Below are 19,751 nucleotides of genomic sequence, written 5' to 3' on the forward strand. Positions count from 1 at the left end.
GGGACGGCCTTGGTGGCGGCGGTCGATGCGGCGGTGCCGGCGGCGTTCCGTGCGGCGACCGTCGCCGCGGTCTCCTCGGCGCGCGGCACCCGCAGCTTGGCGGTCGATACGGCGTCGGGCGAGCCGGCGGCCGGGGTCTTCGGCCCGACCGGCTGCGGCGCTCCCGCGGCGGCCTGGGGGACGGCCGTGGTGGCCGCCGAAGCGGCCCGCGAACGGTCGGTGACCAGCGCCAGGGCCCGGCGTCCCGCCACCGCGCCGTTGCGGTCGGAGAGCACCCCGCGCAGCCCGATGGACGCCTCCAGCTCGGCGCGCGCCCGGTCGAGGCTGCCGGTGCACAGCGCCAGCACGCCCAGCTCGTGGTGGAAGTAGGCCTCTTCGGCGACCTCACCGGCCAGCCGCGCGGCCTCCTGGCCGTGCCGCAGGCTGCGCTCCCAGGCGCTCCAGTGCAGCGCCGCGGCGAAGGCGGGGGCGGCCGTACGGGCGAGCAGCACGGCCGCGCTGGCGTGTCCGCTCTCCCGGCTGCCGGTGAGCACGCCCATCGCGGCCAGCGCGACATCGGACTCGGCGGCGGCCCGCTCGGGGGTGACCGAGGGGTGTCCGGCCCACCAGGCGTAGTGCTGGGCGGCGGTGTGCGCGCGGGTGGCGGCGCCTTCGGCGTAGCCGGCCGCCGTGAGCTGGTCCTGGACGGTGGCGGCGAGCCGGTAGTGGCCGCCGACCGGGGTGATCAGGCCGCAGGCCAGCAGCGCGCCGAGGGCGGCGTCGGCGTGGGTGTCCTCGGTGAGGGCCGGCAGATGCGCCTGGTGCGGCAGCTCGCCGCCGAGCGCGACGGCGAAGCGCAGCGACTCCCGGGCGGCGGCGCTCAGCCGCGAGGCGAGCAGCGGGGCGGGGGCGGCGGCCTCGCCGAGGGAGGGCAGCGGCACGTCGGGGCGCTCGCCGGGCTCCGCGGCGGCGTCGTCCTCCGGTGTCTTCTCGGGGAACAGTCCGTAGCCGTCGTCGAGGGCGCCCGGCGCGGAGCTCATCCGGTCGCGCTGCCGCAGCAGGGCGGCGGCCTGGACGAACCGCAGCGGCAGCCCCTCGGACTCGAACCACAGGTCGGCGGCCCAGGCCTGCTCGTCGTCGGTGAGCGGCCGGTCCACGGCGCGCTCCAGCAGCCGTACGCAGGCGTCGCGGCCGATCCCGCCGAGGAAGACCTCTTCGAGGTGCGAGGCGGCGCTGGGGGCCGCGACGTCGGGGGTGGCGGCGAGCAGGAAGGCGCATTCGGGGGTGGCGTCGAGCAGCTCGTCGAGCGCGGAGCCGCCGAACTCCAGGTCGTCCAGGACGACGATCGCGCCGATCTCGGCGACCATGCGCAGCAGTTCGGGCCGCTCCGGGCGGTGCTGCGGGGCCCGGTGGACGGCGGCGAACAGCGCGTACAGCAGGTCGGTGGCGGTGCGGTGGTAGCCGGAGAGCCGGACCACGCCGTCGGGGGCGAGGTCGGCGCAGGCGGTGGCGACGGCGTCCAGCAGCCGGGTGCGGCCGGAGCCGGAGGGCCCGGTGACGCGTACGGAGCGGCCGCGGGAGAGCAGCCGTACCAGGCGTTCGGTGTCCTCGGTGCGCTCTTCGAGTACGGTCTCGTGCCCGGCGAATCCGGGCGGTCCCGGGGGCAGCGGGGGCGCTGCGGCACGGGCGGCCGCGGCGCGCTCCTGCGGGTCGAGTTTGCCGGGCGCCGCGGGGCGCTCTCCGGGCGGGCAGGGTTCTATCTCGCTGCCGTCGACGGGGTTGACGGTGACGAGGTAATGGCCCGAGACGAGCCGGACGACGCGGGCGAGCCCTCCGGAGCCGCCCTGCGCGCCGCCGAACGCGGGGGCCGGCGGTTCGGCAGGGTGGTCCTGCTCGCCGTACTCCTCAGGTCCCCGGTGAGTGTTCGGGTCCATGCTGCAAGCTCCCAGATGCTTCGTTCCACTCCGCCTCCGCCACGCGTCCTTGCCCAGGAGGCGGAGCGGCGTGCCGACTGCGCTTCCGGCCGTCCGCACCCCGCCGGCTCCGGCAGTCGTCCTCAGCTGTCGCGTCCGGTCCGGTGCCCGTCGCGGATGATGGCATACGGCGGGAACCGAACCTTAGACCTGGCGAGCAAAACGTTGCACCGCCGGGGGCCGGTCCTGACCGTAACTTCCGGGATTGGCCGGTATCGCGCGGTTGACGACACTTCCGTCGGCAGACCGTGGATGTTTCGTCGCGCTTTGCCGTGCGGTCCTGTTCGCCCGGGGGACGTCCCGGGCGCGGCCGTCGGGCGGCCGCGCCCGTGTCTCACACCCGAGGAAGCGATTCCGCTTCGATGCCGCCCTCGATGGCGAGGATGCGGTGCAGCCGGGTGGCGACCAGCAGGCGCTGCATCTGGGGCGGCACTCCGCGCAGCACCAGCCTGCGGCCCACCCGGCCCGCGCGGCGGTGCGCGCCCATGATCACGCCGAGGCCGGTGGCGTCCCAGGAATCCAGCTCGGTCAGGTCCAGCACCAGATCGCCCCGACCGGAGTCGACGGCGGTGTGCAGGGCCGTACGGGCGTCCGCCGCGCTGCGGACGTCGAGGCGGCCCTCGACGACCAGCTCGGCGTGGTCGCCCCTGATGTGCATATGCGCTCCCCGGTGTCATGGGTGGTGATGTCTGGACGTCTACAGAACTGACTGCCTCTCATGCGGCGAAGTTGCCGCCTGTAAGCGAACCGATACCGAATTCACCCCGGAGGGTGACACCATCGGGCCCCTGATCCTGACGGGGGCCCTGACGCGGCATCAGTGCTCGTAGAAGCCCTGCCCACTCTTGCGGCCGATATCGCCCGCATCGACCATTCGGCGCATGATCTCCGGCGGTGCGAACTTCTCGTCCTGGGACTCGGTGTAGATGTTGTCGGTGGCGTGCAGCAGGATGTCGATGCCCGTCAGGTCGGCGGTGGCCAGCGGCCCCATCGCATGACCGAAGCCCAGCTTGCAGGCGGTGTCGATGTCCTCGGCGCTGGCCACGCCGGACTCGTAGAGCTTGGCGGCCTCGACGACCAGCGCCGAGATCAGACGGGTGGTGACAAAGCCGGCCACATCGCGGTTGACGACGACACAGGTCTTGCCGACCGACTCGGCGAATTCCCGGGCGGTGGCGAGGGTTTCGTCGCTGGTCTTGTAGCCGCGGACCAGCTCGCACAGCTGCATCATCGGCACCGGCGAGAAGAAGTGCGTACCGACGACCCGCTCGGGGCGGGAGGTGGCCGCGGCGATCTTGGTGATCGGGATCGCGGAGGTGTTGGAGGCCAGCACCGCCTCGTCCTTGACGAGCTTGTCCAGCGTCTGGAAGATCTCGCGCTTGACGTCGATCCGCTCGAAGACGGCCTCGACGACGATATCGGCGTCGGCGGTGGCTTCCAGGTCGGTCGTGGTGGTGATGCGAGCCAGCGCCTGCTCGGCGTCGGAGGCCGCCAGCTTCCCCTTGGCGACGAACTTCTCGTACGAGGCCTCGATGCCGCCCTTGCCGCGGGCCAGCGCCCCGTCCGTCACATCGCGGAGGACCACGTCCCAGCCCGCCTGGGCGGAGACCTGCGCGATACCGGACCCCATGAGTCCGGCGCCGATGACGGCGAGCTTCTTTGCCACTGCTGTCCCCTCACACCCTGTGCATTTGAAAGCCTGTCGGTCTTGGGGTGACGTTAGCGGTCGTAAGCGATCCTTTGGTGGGTAAGAGATGCGCGTCACGCCCGCCCGTCACCCGACCACCGCCCCTCAACGAGGCCCTTCGGGCCGCAGCGCCAATTTTTCATGACGGACATCACATTGAAGGGGTGCGCCCCGTGGGGCGCGATCCGGACAGCCCGCCGTCAGTCGGCCGCGCGTGGGGCGTAGTTGAGGACCTTTTCACTCAGCAGCTCCTCCATCTCGTCCAGCAGGACGAGGGCCTCACGGGAGACGACGGAGGGCTTGCGGCCGGCGATCATCTCGTGGGCGATGGCGGCCATCAAGGTCTCGTGCACCCAGCCGATCTGGCCGGCCATCAGGCCGGGCATCGGGTCGTCGTCCGCGGCGCCGGTCTCCCGTCTGAGGGTGGCCTCCAGGTTGTCGAACTGCTCCCGCTGCACGTACCACAGGCGGGCCTGGAGGGCGGCCGTGCCGTGCACCACCTTCATGAAGCGGTCGAACCCCTCGATCAGCCCGACCTTGGGCGAGACGCTCTCCACCTCCTCGCGCAGCTCGCGCAGTACGGCGGCGGCGGCCGACTCCCCCGCGGCCCGGGCCCGTACGAAACGGGACAGCCGGTCGACCAGCCCCTTGCTCCGGTCCAGGAAGAGGTCCTCCTTGGACGGGAAGTAGTTGTGAAGTCTCCCAGGATTGCCGCCTGGGCTTCCCTCGCGCATCGCCATTCATGCGGTTACCACGCGATTCGGTTGACGATTCGGCTGCAGCCAACGCCGCGGCCTGCGTCTCCGCCAGGCGGGGACGCTGCGTCCGTCCACCCTGCTCCCCAGGGCAGTCAAGCATGCCAGTCCACGCGGCCACTCGTAGGTATGGATGGCATCGGTCTTGATGTTGTACGCGGAGTTCACATCGGTGTTCACCGGTCCATAGCCGCATTCGGGATTCGTGCACTCGAAGACCGCTTGGCTCTTGCGATTCTTCGCATCCACGTGCCCGCAGGCGGAACATCTCAGCGAGGTGTTCCTGGCTGGCACCGGCACGACGACACCACCGCGCTCAACAGCTTTGTAATCCAACAGTGCGAGGACGCGTGACCACCCTTCGCTGAGAATCGCCCGGTTCAAGCCGGTCTTCTGCGCCACACGTCTGCTCGGCCGGTCGGCACTGCCGCGAGGGGAGGCAGTCATCGCGCGGACATTCAACTGCTCGACGCCGACCAAGCCGTAGCGAGCAGCAAGCTCCGTGGTCACCTTGTGGTGCCAGTCCGCCCTGCGTCGCTTCTCCCGGCCGCGCAGCTCCGCAATATGCGCGTACGTACGTTGCAGCCGGCTCGATGCCGGTTGGCCTCGCTGAGCCGACCGCCGCTGACGGGCGGCCTTGCGCTCCAGGCGGCGCAGGCGCTCCCTTTCCTTCGGGTGCAACCACGGCCCGTGACTAACAAACGGCCTGCCGGGGTCCGAGGTAGCGAGTGGCACCGCTACGCCTCGGTCCAGCCCTACCGCAGGCCCGGGGTGAGACCCCGGCGCGGGGTTTTCTCGTTGGAACGCGCAGCGGAAGGCTGCATACCAGCCTTCCGTCTCCCGTACCAACCGCCCTCCGGTGACCCTGCCGACCGGGGCCTGGTCGCCGAGCCCCGGCAACTCGCGTGAATACCGAAAACGCACCCGCCCGACCAATGGAAGGCTGGCCTCGCCCCATCTGCGGTTCAGACGCGCAATCTTCATCGCGCCTGCCTGGGGCACGTCGATCGACAACCGCGTTCGGGCACGCGAGTGGAAGTGCGGACGGCGACGGGCGCCCCTGCGAGCGGCCTGCCACGCCTGGACGTACAGCTTCAGCACCTGTTGACACGTCTGGGCAGGCAGGGCGGAGAGCCAGTCGATCTCACGCCGCGCCTGGCGGATGGCCTCATCCGCCTCAGCAATCGACGGCCACCGCTGTGGGGCGTGGAACGTGTACCACTCGTGCAGCAGATTCCAGAGCGTCCGAGCGGCGTGTCCCTGACCGGCAAGAACCAGCTCCTGCTCAGGCGTCGGGTACAACCGCAGCTTCACCATGCGGCGTACTCCGGACTGCCCGGCGGTCTGCTTGGTGCGCCGTGGTCGCCTCTGCTCTCCGTCCCCCATGTGACACAGCTTGCAACCTCGGTGCCCCCTACTCCCCGCATTCGCTCAAACGAACCTCGAACGAGTGACACGCTCGCCGCCCAAGAGATCGGGCCGGTCATCAATGCCGTCACCATGCCCTCGATGCTGCTGTCCGGGCTGATGCTGCCGATGACGCTGGGGCCCGCGTGGCTCGATGTGCTCTCGCACTTCATGCCGTTCCGCTATCTCGTGGACGCGGTGCGGGCGGCGTTCGTCGGCTCCTACGCCTCCTCGGCGCTGCTCTACGGCGTCCTGGTGGCAGCCGCCTTCGCCGTATTGTCCGTGACCTTCTGCACCCGGGCCTTCCGCAGGTCCGCGGCGTAGGCTCGCCCACATGGTGAATCTGACGCGCATCTACACCCGCACCGGCGACAAGGGCACCACCGCCCTGGGCGATATGAGCCGTACCGCCAAGACCGATTCCCGGATCTCGGCATACGCGGACGCCAACGAGGCCAATGCGGCGATCGGCGTGGCGCTGGCACTCGGTTCGCTGTCCGAGGAGGTCGCCGCGGTGCTGCTGCGGGTGCAGAACGACCTCTTCGACGTCGGCGCGGACCTGTCGACGCCGGTGGTGGAGAACCCCGAATTCCCGCCGCTGCGCGTCGAGCAGAGCTATATCGACAAGCTGGAGGCCGACTGCGACCGCTTCCTGGAGGAGCTGGAGAAGCTGCGCAGCTTCATCCTCCCCGGCGGTACGCCCGGTGCGGCCCTGCTGCACCAGGCGTGCACGGTCGTCCGCCGCGCCGAGCGCTCCACCTGGGCGGCTTTCGAGGAACACGGCGAGACGATGAACCCCCTCACCGCCACCTACCTCAACCGCCTGTCCGACCTCCTGTTCATCCTGGCCCGTACGGCCAACAAGGAGGTCGGAGACGTGCTGTGGGTGCCGGGCGGCGAGCGCTGACCGGCTGCCGGACCGCTAGCGCAGCGTCTTTTCCTGGGGCCGGGCCGCTTCCTCGGTGGCGGTGGTCCGGCCCGGGTCCTTCTTCTGCCAGATCAAGTAGGTCAGCGCGATCACGGCGTGGATGCTGACGATCTTCAGCGCGGTGCCCTGCCATTCGTGCAGCGACTTGGTGTCGCCGCCGTCGCCGACGTACCAGATCGCGACCTGCAGCAGCGCGCACGCGACCACGGCCATCAGCACCGTGCGCAGCCACACCTTGCCCTCGTGCGCGGCGCGGGCCAGGCCGTAGAGCTTGACCGGCGGCGGGCCGCCCGCGAAGCGGTGGGCGAAGTGCCCGTCGACCCACTTGATCGTGTAGTGGCCGTAGGCGACCGTGAAGCCGATGTAGACGGCGGCCAGGCCGTGTTTCCAGTCCGCCGCGGCCCCGTTCTTCAGGTCGATCGCGGTCACGACCAGCAGGATCAACTCCAGCAGCGGCTCCATCAGGAGCAGCATCGCTCCGGTGCGCGGCATCCGTGCCAGGTACCGCAGCGCCAGGCCGGCGACCAGCAGCACCCAGAAGCCGACCTCGCAAGCGATGATCAACACGACGACCACGGCAGTCTCCTCTCGGGGGCTCTCCGACCGAACACCTCAAGCCTCCCAGCGGCCGGCGCCCGGTACGTCGTCGCACACGATGATCCCGGACTGCATCTTTCGATGTAGCGCGCGAAGTGCACGGATGACGCGGACGTGGAGGCAGCGGGCCCCGGCGCCGTGTTTGATGGAGGGGTGACCGCCAGATCCCTCGCCGCCGTCGGCCGGCCGCACCGACTCGATGTGCTCATCGCGGGCGGCGGGCTGCTCGGCGGGCTGCTGCTCTGGGCGATGAATCTGCACGGCGGTCCGGCGCGCCTGGGGCTGCCGACATCACTCACCCTGGTCGCACTCACCGCGATGTCGGCGGCCGAGCTGCTGCGCCGTACGGCCCCGATGACGGCGCTGGCCATCGCGGTACCGGCGCTGGTGCTGGACATCTGCACCGGCGCGCTGGTCGCCACCGTCCTGATGTTCACGGACGTGGTCTATGCGGCGGTGCTCTACGGCCCGGCGAGCGCGGCCCGCCGGATCCCGCTGCACTCCGTGCTGGTGACGGTGCTGGCGGCCATCGCGCTGACCGCGCTGTGGCAGGACCCGCAGGTCGTGATGGCCGTCATCGGCATCGCGCTGGTCACCATCGCGCCCGCCTGGACCGGCATCATCACCCGCAATCACCGCGACGCCGCCCAGTCCGCCCGGCTGCGGGCCGAGCGGATCGCGCTGCTGGCGGAGCGGGACCGGACGCAGGCGGTGGCGGGCGAGCGGGCGCGGATGGCACGTGAACTGCACGACATGGTCGCCAACCATCTGTCCGCCATCGCGATCCACTCCACCGCCGCGCAGTCCATCGACGACCCGTCGGCGACCCGCGAGGCGCTCGGGGTGATCCGCGAGAACAGCGTGCAAGGTCTGGCCGAAATGCGTCGTCTCATCGGGCTGTTGCGGGACCCGAAGACGACCGAAACCGCGGAGGAGCCCGCCGCGACCCCCACACTCGACGGGCTGGACGCGCTGATCACCCAGGCCCGTGCGAACGGTACGTCCAGCGGGCTGACCTTTGTGCTGGACGACGCCCGGAGCCCGGACGGCCAGGGAGCCGGGCGGACATTGGCGGCGGTCGAACTGGCCGCGTACCGCATCGTCCAGGAGTCACTGACCAACGCGCTCAAGCATGCCGCGCCCGGCGAGGTACGGGTGCGGATCGCCCGCGAGCGCGGCGGGGCGCTCACCGTCGCCGTGCGCAGCCCGTTCGCCGACCGGCCGGGTCCCCGTGCACCCGGCTCCGGTACCGGACTGGTCGGGATGCGCGAGCGGATCGCCCTGCTGGGCGGAGCATTCGAGGCCGGCCCGGAGAGCGGGCCGGCCGGCAGAGTCTGGCTGGTGCGGGCAGTGGTGCCCGCCGCCGAGGAGGAAGAACAACGATGACAGGCGCCGACGCGCAGCCGATCCGGGTTCTCGTCGCCGAGGACCAGTCCGCCGTACGGGCCGGGCTGGTGCTCATCCTGCGCTCCGCCCCCGACATCGAGGTCGTCGGGGAGGCCGAGGACGGCGAGGAGGCGGTACGGCTCGCCCGCGAGCTGCGCCCCGCCCTCGTCCTCATGGACATCCAGATGCCCCGGCTCGACGGGGTGTCCGCCACCCGGCAGGTGGTCGCCGAAAAGCTCGCGGATGTGCTGGTGCTGACCACCTTCGACCTGGACGAATATGTCTTCGGGGCGCTGCGCGCGGGGGCCGCGGGCTTCCTGCTCAAGGACAGTGATGCGGCCGCCCTGCTGACCGCGGTGCGCACGGTGGCGTCCGGCGAGGGGCTGATCGCGCCGGCGGTGACCCGGCGGCTGATCGCGGAGTTCGCCAGCCCCCGTACGGCGCGGCGGCGCCCGGCCCGGGACGGCGAGGCGCCGGATCCGGCGGTCCTGGACGCGCTGACGCCGCGCGAGCGGGAAGTGCTGGGGTGTCTGGGGCGGGGGCTGTCCAACGCCGATATCGCGTTACGGCTGGCGATGGCGGAGGCCACCGTCAAAACGCATGTCAGCCGGCTTCTGGCGAAGCTGGATCTGCGCAGCCGGGTCCAAGCGGCAGTGCTGGCGCAGGAGTTGGGGGTGGACAGCCCCTAGCGGACGCGCGCCGTCAGGCCACGTTCGTCGCTCCCCCGGACTCCGTCCGGGGGACACTCCCACCCAACGAGAACCCCTGCCTATGCCACATTGACTCTCTGGCCGGGCGGCGCCGCCTCCAGCCAGGCCAGGAAGCCGGTGAGGGCGTCCTCGCTCATCGCCAGTTCCAGGCGGGTGCCGCGGTGCCGGCAGGCCAGCACGATGGAGTCGGAGAGCAGTGCCAGCTCTTCCTCACCCTGGGGGGTGCGGCGCTCCAGGACCTCGATGGCGGAGCGCTCCAGGAGGCGGCGTGGCCGGGGCGCGTACGAGAACACCCGGAACCATTCGATCCGGTCGCCGTTGTAGCGCGCCACACCGTAGATCCAGCCCTTGCCGCCGGTCTCGTTCTCCGGCACGTTCCAGCGCAGGCTGCAGTCGAACGTGCCGCCGGACCGCTGGATGAGCCGCCTTCTCAGTCCGAAGACGAACAGTCCCAGCAGCACCAGTACCACGACCGCGCCGCTCACAAGCAGAGCGAGGACCATCTCGACCGACCTCCTCGCCTCGATGGGGGTGCCCCCGGACGGGGTCCGGGGGAGGGAAACGCACCTGCATTGCCTCAGCCGCGGGCCGCTCCGGAGAATTCCGGGCAGCCCGCGGCTGAGGATCGATCTCGTCGGCGACGGGGCTCAGTGAACGCCCGTCACCGCACGCAGCCGGACATCGGCGCGACGCTCGGCGGCCGCGTCAGCGTCCGACTTCGCTCGCTCCAGGGCCCGCTCCGCGCGCTGGACATCGATCTCGTCCGACAGTTCCGCGATCTCCGCGAGCAGAGACAGCTTGTTGTCGGCGAAGGAGATGAAGCCGCCGTGCACAGCGGCGACGACGGTGCCGTCCCCGCTCTCGCCGGTCGTACGAATCGTCACCGGGCCCGACTGCAGCACGCCGAGCAGCGGCTGATGTCCGGGCATGACGCCGATGTCGCCCGACGAGGTGCGCGCGACGACCAGGCTGGCCTCGCCGGACCAGACCTGACGGTCCGCGGCGACCAACTCGACGTGCAGCTCAGCCACGATGGCTCCTCGGGTCTCCACCTGCCTGGCGTGGCAGATGTTGGGTCAAATACTAGTGGTCGTACGGGCCGGGGGCGGCCAGGGCCGCCCCCGGGACCGGTGCCGGGGTCAGGAGACGCCCAGCTCCTTGGCATTGGCCTTCAGGTCCTCGATGCCACCGCACATGAAGAACGCCTGCTCGGGGAAGTGGTCGTAGTCACCGTCCGCGATCGCGTTGAACGCGGTGATCGACTCGTCGAGCGAGACGTCCGAGCCGTCGACACCGGTGAACTGCTTCGCCACGTGGGTGTTCTGCGACAGGAACCGCTCGATACGACGGGCGCGGTGGACAGTGAGCTTGTCCTCCTCGCCGAGCTCGTCGATACCCAGAATCGCGATGATGTCCTGGAGGTCCTTGTACTTCTGCAGGATCGTCTTGACGCGCGAGGCGCAGTCGTAGTGCTCCTGCGTGATGTAGCGGGGGTCCAGGATCCGGGACGTCGAGTCCAGCGGGTCGACCGCCGGGTAGATGCCCTTCTCCGAGATCGGGCGCGACAGAACGGTCGTCGCGTCCAGGTGGGCGAAGGTGGTGGCCGGCGCCGGGTCGGTCAGGTCGTCCGCGGGGACGTAGATCGCCTGCATCGAGGTGATCGAGTGACCGCGGGTCGAGGTGATGCGCTCCTGCAGCAGACCCATCTCGTCCGCCAGGTTCGGCTGGTAACCCACCGCGGACGGCATACGGCCGAGCAGCGTGGAGACCTCGGAACCCGCCTGGGTGTAGCGGAAGATGTTGTCGATGAAGAAGAGCACGTCCTGCTTCTGCACATCGCGGAAGTACTCCGCCATGGTCAGACCGGCCAGGGCGACGCGCAGACGGGTGCCCGGGGGCTCGTCCATCTGACCGAAGACCAGTGCGGTCTTGTCGATGACGCCGGAGTCCGTCATCTCCTCGATGAGGTCGTTGCCCTCACGGGTGCGCTCACCGACACCGGCGAACACCGACACACCGTCGTGGTTGTTGGCCACGCGGTAGATCATTTCCTGGATCAGAACGGTCTTGCCGACACCGGCACCACCGAACAGACCGATCTTGCCGCCCTTGACGTACGGGGTCAGCAGGTCGATGACCTTGACGCCGGTCTCGAACATCTCGGTCTTGGACTCGAGCTGGTCGAAGGACGGAGCCTTGCGGTGGATCGGCCAGCGCTCGGTGATCTCCGACTCGGCCTCGGGCTTGTTCAGGATCTCGCCGAGGGTGTTGAACACCTTGCCCTTGGTGACATCGCCGACCGGGACGGTGATCCCGGCGCCCGTGTTGGTCACCGCGGCCTGGCGGACCAGACCGTCGGTGGGCTGCATCGAGATCGCACGGATCAGGCCCTCGCCCAGGTGCTGGGCAACCTCAAGGGTCAGGATCTTCTTGACCCCGGCCTCGGCCGGGTCGGCGACCTCGACGGTCAGCGCGTTGTAGATCTCCGGCATCGCGTCGACGGGGAACTCCACGTCGACGACCGGGCCGATGACCCGGGCGACGCGGCCCGTGGCGGCGGCCGTCTCAACAGTGGTCGTCATTACTTGTCACTCCCCGCGGTCGCGTCGGCCAGGGCGCTGGCGCCACCGACGATCTCGCTGATTTCCTGGGTGATTTCGGCCTGTCGGGCCGCATTGGCAAGCCGCGAGAGCGACTTGATGAGGTCTTCTGCGTTGTCGGTCGCCGACTTCATCGCACGACGCGTGGCGGCGTGCTTGGAGGCGGCGGCCTGCAGGAGCGCGTTGTAGATCCGCGACTCGACATACCGCGGAAGCAGGGCGTCGAGGACGTCCTCGGCCGACGGCTCGAAGTCGAACAGCGGAAGGATCTCGCCCTTGGACTCCGCAGCCGTCTCCGCCACCGTCTTGTCGAGGCTGAGCGGCAGCAGGCGGTCGTCCAGCGCCGTCTGCGTCATCATCGAGATGAACTCGGTGTAGACGATGTGGAGTTCGTCCACGCCGCCCTCGGCGGTGTCCTGCTGGACAGCGTCGATCAGCGGTGCGGCGATCGCCTTGGCGTCCGCGTACGTCGGGTTGTCGGTGAAGCCGGTCCACGACTCCACGACCTTGCGCTCGCGGAAGCTGTAGTACGACACACCCTTGCGCCCGACGATGTAGGCGTCGACCTCCTTGCCCTCGGCCTTGAGCCGCTCGGTGAGCTGCTCCGCGGCCTTGATGACATTGGAGGAGTAGCCGCCGGCCAGACCGCGGTCGCTCGTGATGAGCAGCAGCGCGGCCCGCGAGGGCTTCTCCGCCTCCGTCGTCAGCGGGTGCTGGGTGTTCGAGCCCGTGGCAACCGCTGTCACCGCGCGGGTCAGTTCACTCGCGTACGGCGTCGACGCCGCCACCTGGCGCTGCGCCTTGACGACGCGCGAGGCGGCGATCATCTCCATCGCCTTGGTGATCTTCTTGGTCGCGGTGACGGAGCGGATGCGACGCTTGTAGACCCGGAGCTTGGCTCCCATGGATCAGGTCCCTTCCGTCGTCACTTGCTGGTGCCGGCCGGGGCGTCCTCGCCGAGCAGCTTGCCGTCCGAGGTCTCGAACTGCCGCTTGAAGCCTTCGACGGCCTCGGCGATCGCACCGATGGTGTCGTCGGACATCTTGGCGCCCTCGCGGATGCTGGTCAGCAGGTCCTTCTTCTCCCGGTGGAGGTGGTCCAGGAGCTCCCGCTCGAAGCGGCGGATGTCCTCGACCGGGACGTCATCCATCTTGCCGTTGGTGCCGGCCCAGATGGAAACGACCTGGTCCTCGGTGGCGTACGGGGCGTACTGACCCTGCTTGAGCAGCTCGGTCATGCGCTTACCGCGCTCCAGCTGCGCCTTGGAGGCCGCGTCCAGGTCGGAACCGAAGGCGGCGAACGCCTCCAGCTCGCGGTACTGGGCGAGGTCCACACGGAGGCGGCCGGACACCTGGCGCATGGCCTTGTGCTGGGCGGAGCCACCGACACGGGAGACGGAGATACCGACGTTCAGCGCCGGGCGCTGGCCCGCGTTGAACAGGTCGGACTCCAGGAAGCACTGGCCGTCGGTGATGGAGATGACGTTGGTCGGAATGAACGCCGACACGTCGTTCGCCTTGGTCTCGACGATCGGCAGACCGGTCATCGAGCCGGCGCCCATCTCGTCGGAGAGCTTGGCGCAGCGCTCCAGCAGACGCGAGTGCAGGTAGAAGACGTCGCCCGGGTAGGCCTCACGGCCCGGCGGACGGCGCAGCAGCAGGGACACGGCGCGGTAGGCGTCGGCCTGCTTCGAGAGGTCATCGAAGATGATCAGGACGTGCTTGCCCTGGTACATCCAGTGCTGGCCGATGGCCGAGCCGGTGTAGGGCGCCAGGTACTTGAAGCCCGCCGGGTCGGACGCCGGGGCGGCGACGATGGTGGTGTACTCCAGGGCACCGGCCTCCTCCAGCGCACCGCGCACGGACGCGATGGTGGAGCCCTTCTGGCCGATGGCGACGTAGATGCAGCGGACCTGCTTCTTGGGGTCGCCGGTGCGCCAGTTGTCGCGCTGGTTGATGATCGTGTCGACGGCCAGGGCGGTCTTGCCGGTCTGGCGGTCACCGATGATCAGCTGACGCTGGCCACGGCCGATCGGCACCATCGAGTCGACGGCCTTGTAGCCGGTCTCCATCGGCTCGTGCACCGACTTACGGACCATGACGCCCGGAGCCTGCAGCTCCAGGGCGCGGCGGCCCTCGGACTCGATCTCGCCGAGGCCGTCGATCGGGTTGCCCAGCGGGTCGACAACGCGGCCGAGGTAGCCCTCGCCCACGGCGACCGAGAGCACCTCACCGGTGCGCTGCACCGGCTGGCCCTCCTCGATGCCGCTGAACTCACCGAGGACAACCGCACCGATCTCGCGCTCTTCCAGGTTCAGCGCAAGACCGAGCGTGCCGTCCTCGAACTTCAGCAGCTCGTTCGCCATCGCCGAGGGAAGGCCCTCGACCTTCGCGATGCCGTCTCCGGCCTCGCTTACCGTGCCGACCTCCTCGCGCGAGGCCGCGTCCGGCTTGTACGCCTGGACGAAGTTCTCCAGCGCGTCCCGGATCTCCTCCGGCCGGATCGTGAGCTCCGCCATCTGGGTTCCCTGCTCTCCTTGTTGGGCCCGAAGTTACTTGCGGGGGTCTGGGGGCTGTCCCCCAGGGGGTTTCCGCTTACGGCCCAACTCGGGCCGCCGTCATGCATGTGCTGGTCCCCGGGGCTTCTTCCGGACCGCAGCCGGACCTCTCGGTCCGGCCGGCTGGTCCGGCGCCTGGCCGCCGGTTGTGCAGCTCTTGAGTTGGTGGCTGGGTCAGCCGGCCATCCGCCGGGCCGCCTCTTCGAGGCGCTCCGCGATGGTCCCGTTGATGACCTCGTCGCCGATCCGGACCTGGATTCCGCCGAGGACCTCGGGGTCCACGTCGAGGTTCAGGTGGATCTGCCGTCCGTACAGCGCGGCCAGGGAAGCACTCAGGCGCTCCCGCTGCCCTTCACTGAGGGGCACCGCAGAGGTGACCACCGCGACCATCCGGTCCCGGCGGCTCGCCGCCAGCTTGGAGAGGGCATCGAGCCCCGCTTCCAGGCTACGGCCCCGCGGCTGTACGACAAGACGGATCACGATCCGCTCGGTGACCGGGTTGGCCCGGCCGCCCAGCAGCGAGTGCAGCAGCTCCGTCTTGGCCGAGACCGATGCGTTCCGGTCGGTCAGCGCACGGCGCAGCTCGCTGTTGGAGCTGACGATCCGGCCGAACCGGAACAGCTCGTCCTCGACGTTGTCGAGCTGGCCGGCCCGCTGTGCCGCGACGAGGTCGGCGCTGTACGCCAGCTCCTCGAGCGCGTCCGTCAGGTCACGCGAGCGCGACCAGCGGGAGCGGACCATGCCGCCGACCAGGTCGACGGCCGGGCCGCCGACCTGGCTGCCGAGCAGCCGTCCGGCCAGTTCGGCACGCGCCTCGCCGGCCTGCGCCGGGTCGGTCAGGACCCGACGCAGCGACACCTCGCGGTCGAGCAGAGCGGTGACGGCAGCCAGCTCCTCGGCGAGCTTCGCGGCGTCGACGGAGGTGTCGTCCGTCAGCGCGTTGAGTCGCTCGCGTGCGGAGGCGAGTGCCTCGCGGCTGGCTCCGTTCATCGCCCGGCCTCGGCCTTCGTCGCGTCCGACGCCGCCTGGGCCTCGATCTCGTCGAGGAAGCGGTCGATGGTCCGGCTCTGCCGGGCGACGTCCTCGAGGGACTCGCCGACGAGCTTGCCGGCCAGTTCGGTGGCGAGCTTGCCCACGTCCTGACGCAGCGAGTGCGCAGCCTGCTTGCGGTCCGCCTCGATCTGGGCGTGACCGGCAGCGATGATCTCCTCACGCTGCCGCTGGCCCTCGGCGCGCATCTCAGCGATGAGCGTCGCGCCCTGCTCCTGCGCCTCCTGGCGCAGTCGCGCGGCCTCATGGCGGGCATCGGCCAGCTGTGCCCGGTAGTCCGCGAGCACCTGCTGGGCCTCGGCCTGAGTCGCCTCGGCGTCCTCAATCCGGCCTTCGATCTGCTTCCTGCGCTCGTCCAGAACCTTGTTGATGTTCGGGAGGAGCTTCTTGGCGAGGAAGCCGAAGACGATGAAGAAAGCGATCAGGCCGATGACCAGCTCTGGAATCGGCGGGACCAGGGGGTTCTCGGGAACCTCCGCCGCCATGTTGACCAGGGCGTTCACATCAGTGCCTTCCGTCTGAATGGATAGTCGATGCGGTTCGTTTACTTGTAAACGAAGCCCATGACGATGCCGATCAGGGCGAGCGCCTCACAGAAGGCGAAACCCATGATCTGGTTGGTCCGGATCAGGCCGGCGGCCTCGGGCTGGCGGGCCAGGGCCTGGGTGCCGTTACCGAAGATGATGCCGACGCCGACGCCGGGGCCGATGGCCGCGAGACCGTAGCCGATGGAGGCGACGTTGCCGACCAGGGTGGTCTTGGCGTTGTCACCGACGGCAGCGAGGTTGATCATTTCGAGAGCAGCGGACATGCCGTTACTTCCTTCTCATTTCACGGACCGGTGGGGGTTGGCCACCGGACAGCTGTTGGGCTGGGAGGCGGGGGTGCTCAGTGGTGCTCGGCGAGCGCGCCCTGGACGTAGTTGCAGGCCAGGAGGACGAAGACGTACGCCTGAACGGCCTGAATGAAGAGCTCGAAGGCGGTCATCACGATGGTCATCACGAAGGATGCCCCCGCGTAGACGATGCCGATGCCGTTCAGCATGTACCAGCTGGCAATGGTGAACAGCAAGATCAGCAGGTGACCCGCGAACATGTTCGCGAAGAGTCGGACCGCGTGAGTGAAGGGGCGGATGATCAGGTGCTGGAGGAGTTCGAGCACCATGATCAGCGGCAGCACCCAGCCGAGCGACTTGTCGTAACCCGAGATGTTCTTCAGACCGCCGACGAAGCCCTGCTTCTTGAACGTCAGGAACAGCCAGAGGACATAGACGACCAGGGCAAGGCCTACCGGGAAGGCGATGACCGACGTCACGGGGAACGAGAAGAGCGGAATCACCGACCAGAGGTTCATGATCCACACGAAGAAGAACAGCGAGACCATGAAGGGGACGTATTTGTCGCCCTCCTTCTTCCCCAGCGCGTCATAGACGAGCCCGCGGCGCACGAAGTCGTAGCCCGCCTCGCCGACCATCTGCAGCTTTCCGGGCACGACCTTGGCTTTGCCGAATGCGGCCCAGAAGAACCCCACCACGACGACCGTGCTGAGGAAGGCCAGCAGCATCGGCTTGTTGAACTCGAAGCCACCGATCGTGAAGAGGGGTTCGAATACGAACGAATGAAGACCCGGGGCCTCGAAGCCACACCCCGGAATGAAGAGGTGGCACTCCGTGTCGAAGGCGAGCATCGTTTCAGCACTCACCGCGGGCTCCTTCAGCGTGGCGCATGGGTACGGCAACCTCGTTGTGTCGGCGCGGCATTGAGCCACGGAGCGGCACTGGACTGGTCTTACGGATTAGGGGGCGGCGGCCGGCCGGCGCTGGGCCGGGCCGAATCACAGGCATCGGCCGCGAGAACTGCCCGTTCCATCGAGTGGAACTCGGGAGCTCAGCCGCCTGCGCCATCTGTGCCGCAGTTGGCACCGGACGATAGCAGGCCCGCATGAGGGCATTTATTTCGGCCCTACGTGTCACGTCGGCGACCCCGCCGTCTCCGCCTTCTTCGGCTCGGCGGAGTCGGGATCCACGTACAGAATCTTCGCCTTCATATGACCGCGGGTCTGTGCCGCGATCCATACGAGGGTGGCACCGAGCAACGTGAACGCAAATGCCTTGGTGTCAAAGAGCGTTGTGTCCTTGAAGACGATGAGGAAGACCAACACGAACAGGATCTGCACCGTGTACAGCAGCAGGCCCATCATCTGGAACAGCTGCGGAAGGCTCTTCGCGGTCTTCTGCAGGGCAACGAGGCCCGCCCCCATGACGAACACCACCAGCGCGGTACCGATGACGGCGCCGATCGCTCCCGTCCCGCCCGCGACCACTGCGCTCACAGCAACGGCAATGGCGCCGATGGCGAGCGTGGGCACAACGGCGTGAAGGAGTAGTCGGGCGTCATTCGACTGCATGGCGGCGCTCCGGCAAGGGGTGGGGGTGTGTCGTCAGGGACGAGCGTAGACCCGGCCTGAGGCGGAACCTGAGGCCAAAGAACCGTCGCACTACGGTCCTTCGGCTCTATCGCCGGGTTTCGTGAACGGTATCACAAACTATTTGATGAGGTCTTTACCTGGTTCGTGTGGACCCTGTCACACTTGAGCGTGAACGTGCGCGTTGGTGCACTGACGGCCAGCTATTTGTCTGGTATGAGGTCAACCCGCCCGATTTCTGATGCCCGTTCGGGCGACCGGCCCCCCGTATCAGTGGTGACTGCCAGCCCTCCGGCGGTCCACGAAGCGTGACCGGTCGCCGATCGCGGTGGCACCGTGGATGCCCGCGGGGATCGGCTCGCGCGCCTCCTCCGGCGCATCGCCCTCGCCGTCGGCCACCGCGGCCGGAGCCACCGCCGTACGGACGACCCGGCGGTAGCGCGGCGGGACCATCCACTCCGCCCAGCGCGGGGCCCGCGGCGTGAAGCGCGGCAGCAGAAGCAGCACCAGACCCACCGCGCTCAGCAGCACGATGCCCAGCACGATCCACATGCTGGCGTTGTTCGCGGAGTAGGCGACCGCGCCGAACGCGATCAGCGCCGACCAGAAGTACATGATCAGCACGGCCCGGCTGTGCGAGTGGCCGATCTCCAGCAGCCGGTGGTGCAGATGTCCGCGGTCGGCGGCGAACGGCGACTGGCCCTGCCACGTACGCCGCACGATCGCCAGGATCAGGTCGGCGACCGGCACCGCGATGACCGTCAGCGGCAGCAGCAGCGGGATGTAGACCGGCACCATCGCGTGGGTCGCCTCACGCAGACCGCCCGCCTTCAGGTTGAGCAGGTCCGGGTCGACCTGGCCGGTCACCGAGACCGCGCCGGCGGCCATCACCAGGCCGATCAGCATCGAGCCGGAGTCGCCCATGAAGATCCGGGCCGGGTGCATGTTGTGCGGCAGGAAGCCCAGGCACATGCCCATCAGAACGACCGAGAACAGCGTTGCGGGCGCGGCCGCCTCGATGCCGTAGCCGAACCACATCCGGTACGCGTACATGAAGAACGCGGCGGCCGCGATGCACACCATGCCGGAGGCCAGACCGTCCAGGCCGTCCACGAAGTTCACCGCGTTGATGGTGATCACGACCAGCGCGACGGTCAGCAGCGTGCCCTGCATCGGGGTCAGCGAGACCGTGCCCACACCGGGGATCGGGATCCACAAAATCGTCAGACCCTGAAGGACCATCACACCCGCGGCGATCATCTGGCCACCCAGCTTGACCAGCGCGTCCACGCCCCACTTGTCGTCCAGTACGCCGAGGATCCAGATCAGCGCGGCGCCCGACAGCAGCGCCCGCGGCTCGTTGGAGTTCTCGAAGACGCTCTTGAGGTTGGTCAGATGCGAGGCGACCAGAAGGCCGGCGCACAGCCCGCCGAACATCGCGATACCGCCGAGCCGGGGTGTCGGTTCGCGGTGCACATCACGCGCGCGGATCTCCGGCATCGCACCGGCCGCGATCGCGAACTTCCGCACCGGCCCGGTCAGCAGGTAGGTCACCGCGGCCGTGACGCACAGCGTCAGCAGGTATTCACGCACGGGCTGCCCCATTGGTATAGCTGGCCATCACAGCCCCACACCCTATGCGTGTCAGCGCCCTGGCCGTGAATACAGGACTAGACGCATCGCGTCAGCGGATGGTTC

At 69.1% G+C, this 19,751-nt stretch carries 20 protein-coding genes and 1 pseudogene; 4 read left to right on the forward strand and 17 right to left on the reverse strand.

Going from position 1 to position 19,751, the window contains the following annotated elements; genetic code table 11:
- The 5 genes from DY245_RS03560 to DY245_RS03580 all read right to left on the reverse strand — a co-directional run.
- A partial coding sequence (locus tag DY245_RS03560; protein WP_147318322.1) for a P-loop NTPase family protein occupies positions 1–1,913 on the reverse strand: 1,913 nt, incomplete at its 3' end.
- A 373-nt stretch (positions 1,914–2,286) separates the two neighbouring features.
- On the reverse strand, positions 2,287–2,610 hold the full coding sequence (locus tag DY245_RS03565) for an STAS domain-containing protein (protein WP_128503380.1): 324 nt from the start codon (positions 2,608–2,610) through the stop codon (positions 2,287–2,289).
- A gap of 159 nt (positions 2,611–2,769) precedes the next feature.
- A complete protein-coding gene (locus DY245_RS03570; RefSeq protein WP_128503382.1) occupies positions 2,770–3,618 on the reverse strand; it encodes a 3-hydroxyacyl-CoA dehydrogenase family protein in 849 nt (282 codons plus the stop codon).
- 221 nt (positions 3,619–3,839) lie between these two features.
- A complete protein-coding gene (locus DY245_RS03575) occupies positions 3,840–4,373 on the reverse strand; it encodes a TetR/AcrR family transcriptional regulator (protein WP_244942809.1) in 534 nt (177 codons plus the stop codon).
- Between the two features lie 6 nt (positions 4,374–4,379).
- Entirely contained in the window at positions 4,380–5,711 is a 1,332-nt protein-coding gene (locus DY245_RS03580) for an RNA-guided endonuclease InsQ/TnpB family protein (protein ID WP_181923503.1), read from the reverse strand.
- A 15-nt stretch (positions 5,712–5,726) separates the two neighbouring features.
- Between DY245_RS03580 and DY245_RS03585 the strand changes: the two are divergent.
- Both DY245_RS03585 and DY245_RS03590 read left to right on the forward strand, forming a co-directional pair.
- Positions 5,727–6,125 (forward strand): annotated as a pseudogene (locus DY245_RS03585) (ABC transporter permease); the annotation flags it as partial.
- 10 nt (positions 6,126–6,135) lie between these two features.
- A complete protein-coding gene (locus DY245_RS03590; RefSeq protein WP_128503386.1) occupies positions 6,136–6,708 on the forward strand; it encodes a cob(I)yrinic acid a,c-diamide adenosyltransferase in 573 nt (190 codons plus the stop codon).
- A gap of 15 nt (positions 6,709–6,723) precedes the next feature.
- On the opposite strand, the gene DY245_RS03595 is transcribed toward DY245_RS03590, so the two are convergent.
- Complete coding sequence (locus tag DY245_RS03595) at positions 6,724–7,305, reverse strand: hypothetical protein (protein ID WP_128503388.1); 582 nt, start codon at positions 7,303–7,305, stop codon at positions 6,724–6,726.
- 174 nt (positions 7,306–7,479) lie between these two features.
- Between DY245_RS03595 and DY245_RS03600 the strand changes: the two genes are divergently transcribed.
- Positions 7,480–8,712, forward strand: coding sequence for a sensor histidine kinase (locus DY245_RS03600; RefSeq protein ID WP_128503390.1), 1,233 nt, complete (start codon positions 7,480–7,482; stop codon positions 8,710–8,712).
- Positions 8,709–9,401, forward strand: a complete 693-nt coding sequence (locus DY245_RS03605; protein WP_128503392.1) for a response regulator — start codon at positions 8,709–8,711, stop codon at positions 9,399–9,401. The genes DY245_RS03600 and DY245_RS03605 overlap by 4 nt, the downstream gene beginning before the upstream one ends.
- Positions 9,402–9,481: 80 nt before the next feature.
- On the opposite strand, the gene DY245_RS03610 is transcribed toward DY245_RS03605, so the two are convergent.
- The 11 genes from DY245_RS03610 to DY245_RS03660 all read right to left on the reverse strand — a co-directional run bounded on the left by DY245_RS03610 (position 9,482) and on the right by DY245_RS03660 (position 19,658).
- Positions 9,482–9,925, reverse strand: coding sequence for a DUF2550 domain-containing protein (locus tag DY245_RS03610; protein WP_128503394.1), 444 nt, complete (start codon positions 9,923–9,925; stop codon positions 9,482–9,484).
- Positions 9,926–10,069: 144 nt separating this feature from the next.
- Positions 10,070–10,453 (reverse strand): F0F1 ATP synthase subunit epsilon, encoded by a 384-nt coding sequence (locus DY245_RS03615; protein ID WP_018087383.1) that lies wholly within the window; start codon positions 10,451–10,453, stop codon positions 10,070–10,072.
- A 108-nt stretch (positions 10,454–10,561) separates the two neighbouring features.
- Positions 10,562–12,004, reverse strand: a complete 1,443-nt coding sequence (atpD, locus tag DY245_RS03620; RefSeq protein WP_128503396.1) for a F0F1 ATP synthase subunit beta — start codon at positions 12,002–12,004, stop codon at positions 10,562–10,564.
- A complete protein-coding gene (locus tag DY245_RS03625) occupies positions 12,004–12,927 on the reverse strand; it encodes a F0F1 ATP synthase subunit gamma (RefSeq protein WP_128503398.1) in 924 nt (307 codons plus the stop codon). The genes atpD and DY245_RS03625 overlap by 1 nt, the downstream gene beginning before the upstream one ends.
- Positions 12,928–12,947: 20 nt before the next feature.
- The gene (atpA, locus tag DY245_RS03630; protein WP_128503400.1) at positions 12,948–14,540 is read right to left on the reverse strand and encodes a F0F1 ATP synthase subunit alpha; all 1,593 of its coding nucleotides are present in this window, start codon (positions 14,538–14,540) and stop codon (positions 12,948–12,950) included.
- A 213-nt stretch (positions 14,541–14,753) separates the two neighbouring features.
- On the reverse strand, positions 14,754–15,569 hold the full coding sequence (locus DY245_RS03635; protein ID WP_128503402.1) for a F0F1 ATP synthase subunit delta: 816 nt from the start codon (positions 15,567–15,569) through the stop codon (positions 14,754–14,756).
- Complete coding sequence (locus DY245_RS03640; RefSeq protein WP_128503404.1) at positions 15,566–16,132, reverse strand: F0F1 ATP synthase subunit B; 567 nt, start codon at positions 16,130–16,132, stop codon at positions 15,566–15,568. Before DY245_RS03640 ends, DY245_RS03635 begins: the two co-directional genes overlap by 4 nt.
- 41 nt (positions 16,133–16,173) lie before the next feature.
- The gene (gene atpE, locus DY245_RS03645; RefSeq protein ID WP_181923504.1) at positions 16,174–16,440 is read right to left on the reverse strand and encodes an ATP synthase F0 subunit C; all 267 of its coding nucleotides are present in this window, start codon (positions 16,438–16,440) and stop codon (positions 16,174–16,176) included.
- A gap of 77 nt (positions 16,441–16,517) precedes the next feature.
- The gene (atpB, locus tag DY245_RS03650; protein ID WP_128503479.1) at positions 16,518–17,315 is read right to left on the reverse strand and encodes a F0F1 ATP synthase subunit A; all 798 of its coding nucleotides are present in this window, start codon (positions 17,313–17,315) and stop codon (positions 16,518–16,520) included.
- Between the two features lie 282 nt (positions 17,316–17,597).
- Positions 17,598–18,035, reverse strand: coding sequence for a Cg1360 family ATP-synthase-associated protein (locus DY245_RS03655; protein ID WP_128503406.1), 438 nt, complete (start codon positions 18,033–18,035; stop codon positions 17,598–17,600).
- A 288-nt stretch (positions 18,036–18,323) separates the two neighbouring features.
- Complete coding sequence (locus tag DY245_RS03660; RefSeq protein ID WP_181923505.1) at positions 18,324–19,658, reverse strand: MraY family glycosyltransferase; 1,335 nt, start codon at positions 19,656–19,658, stop codon at positions 18,324–18,326.
- Between the last annotated feature and the right edge of the window lie 93 nt (positions 19,659–19,751).

It is taken from the genome of Streptomyces inhibens (assembly GCF_003389455.1).
Taxonomy (GTDB): domain Bacteria; phylum Actinomycetota; class Actinomycetes; order Streptomycetales; family Streptomycetaceae; genus Streptomyces; species Streptomyces inhibens.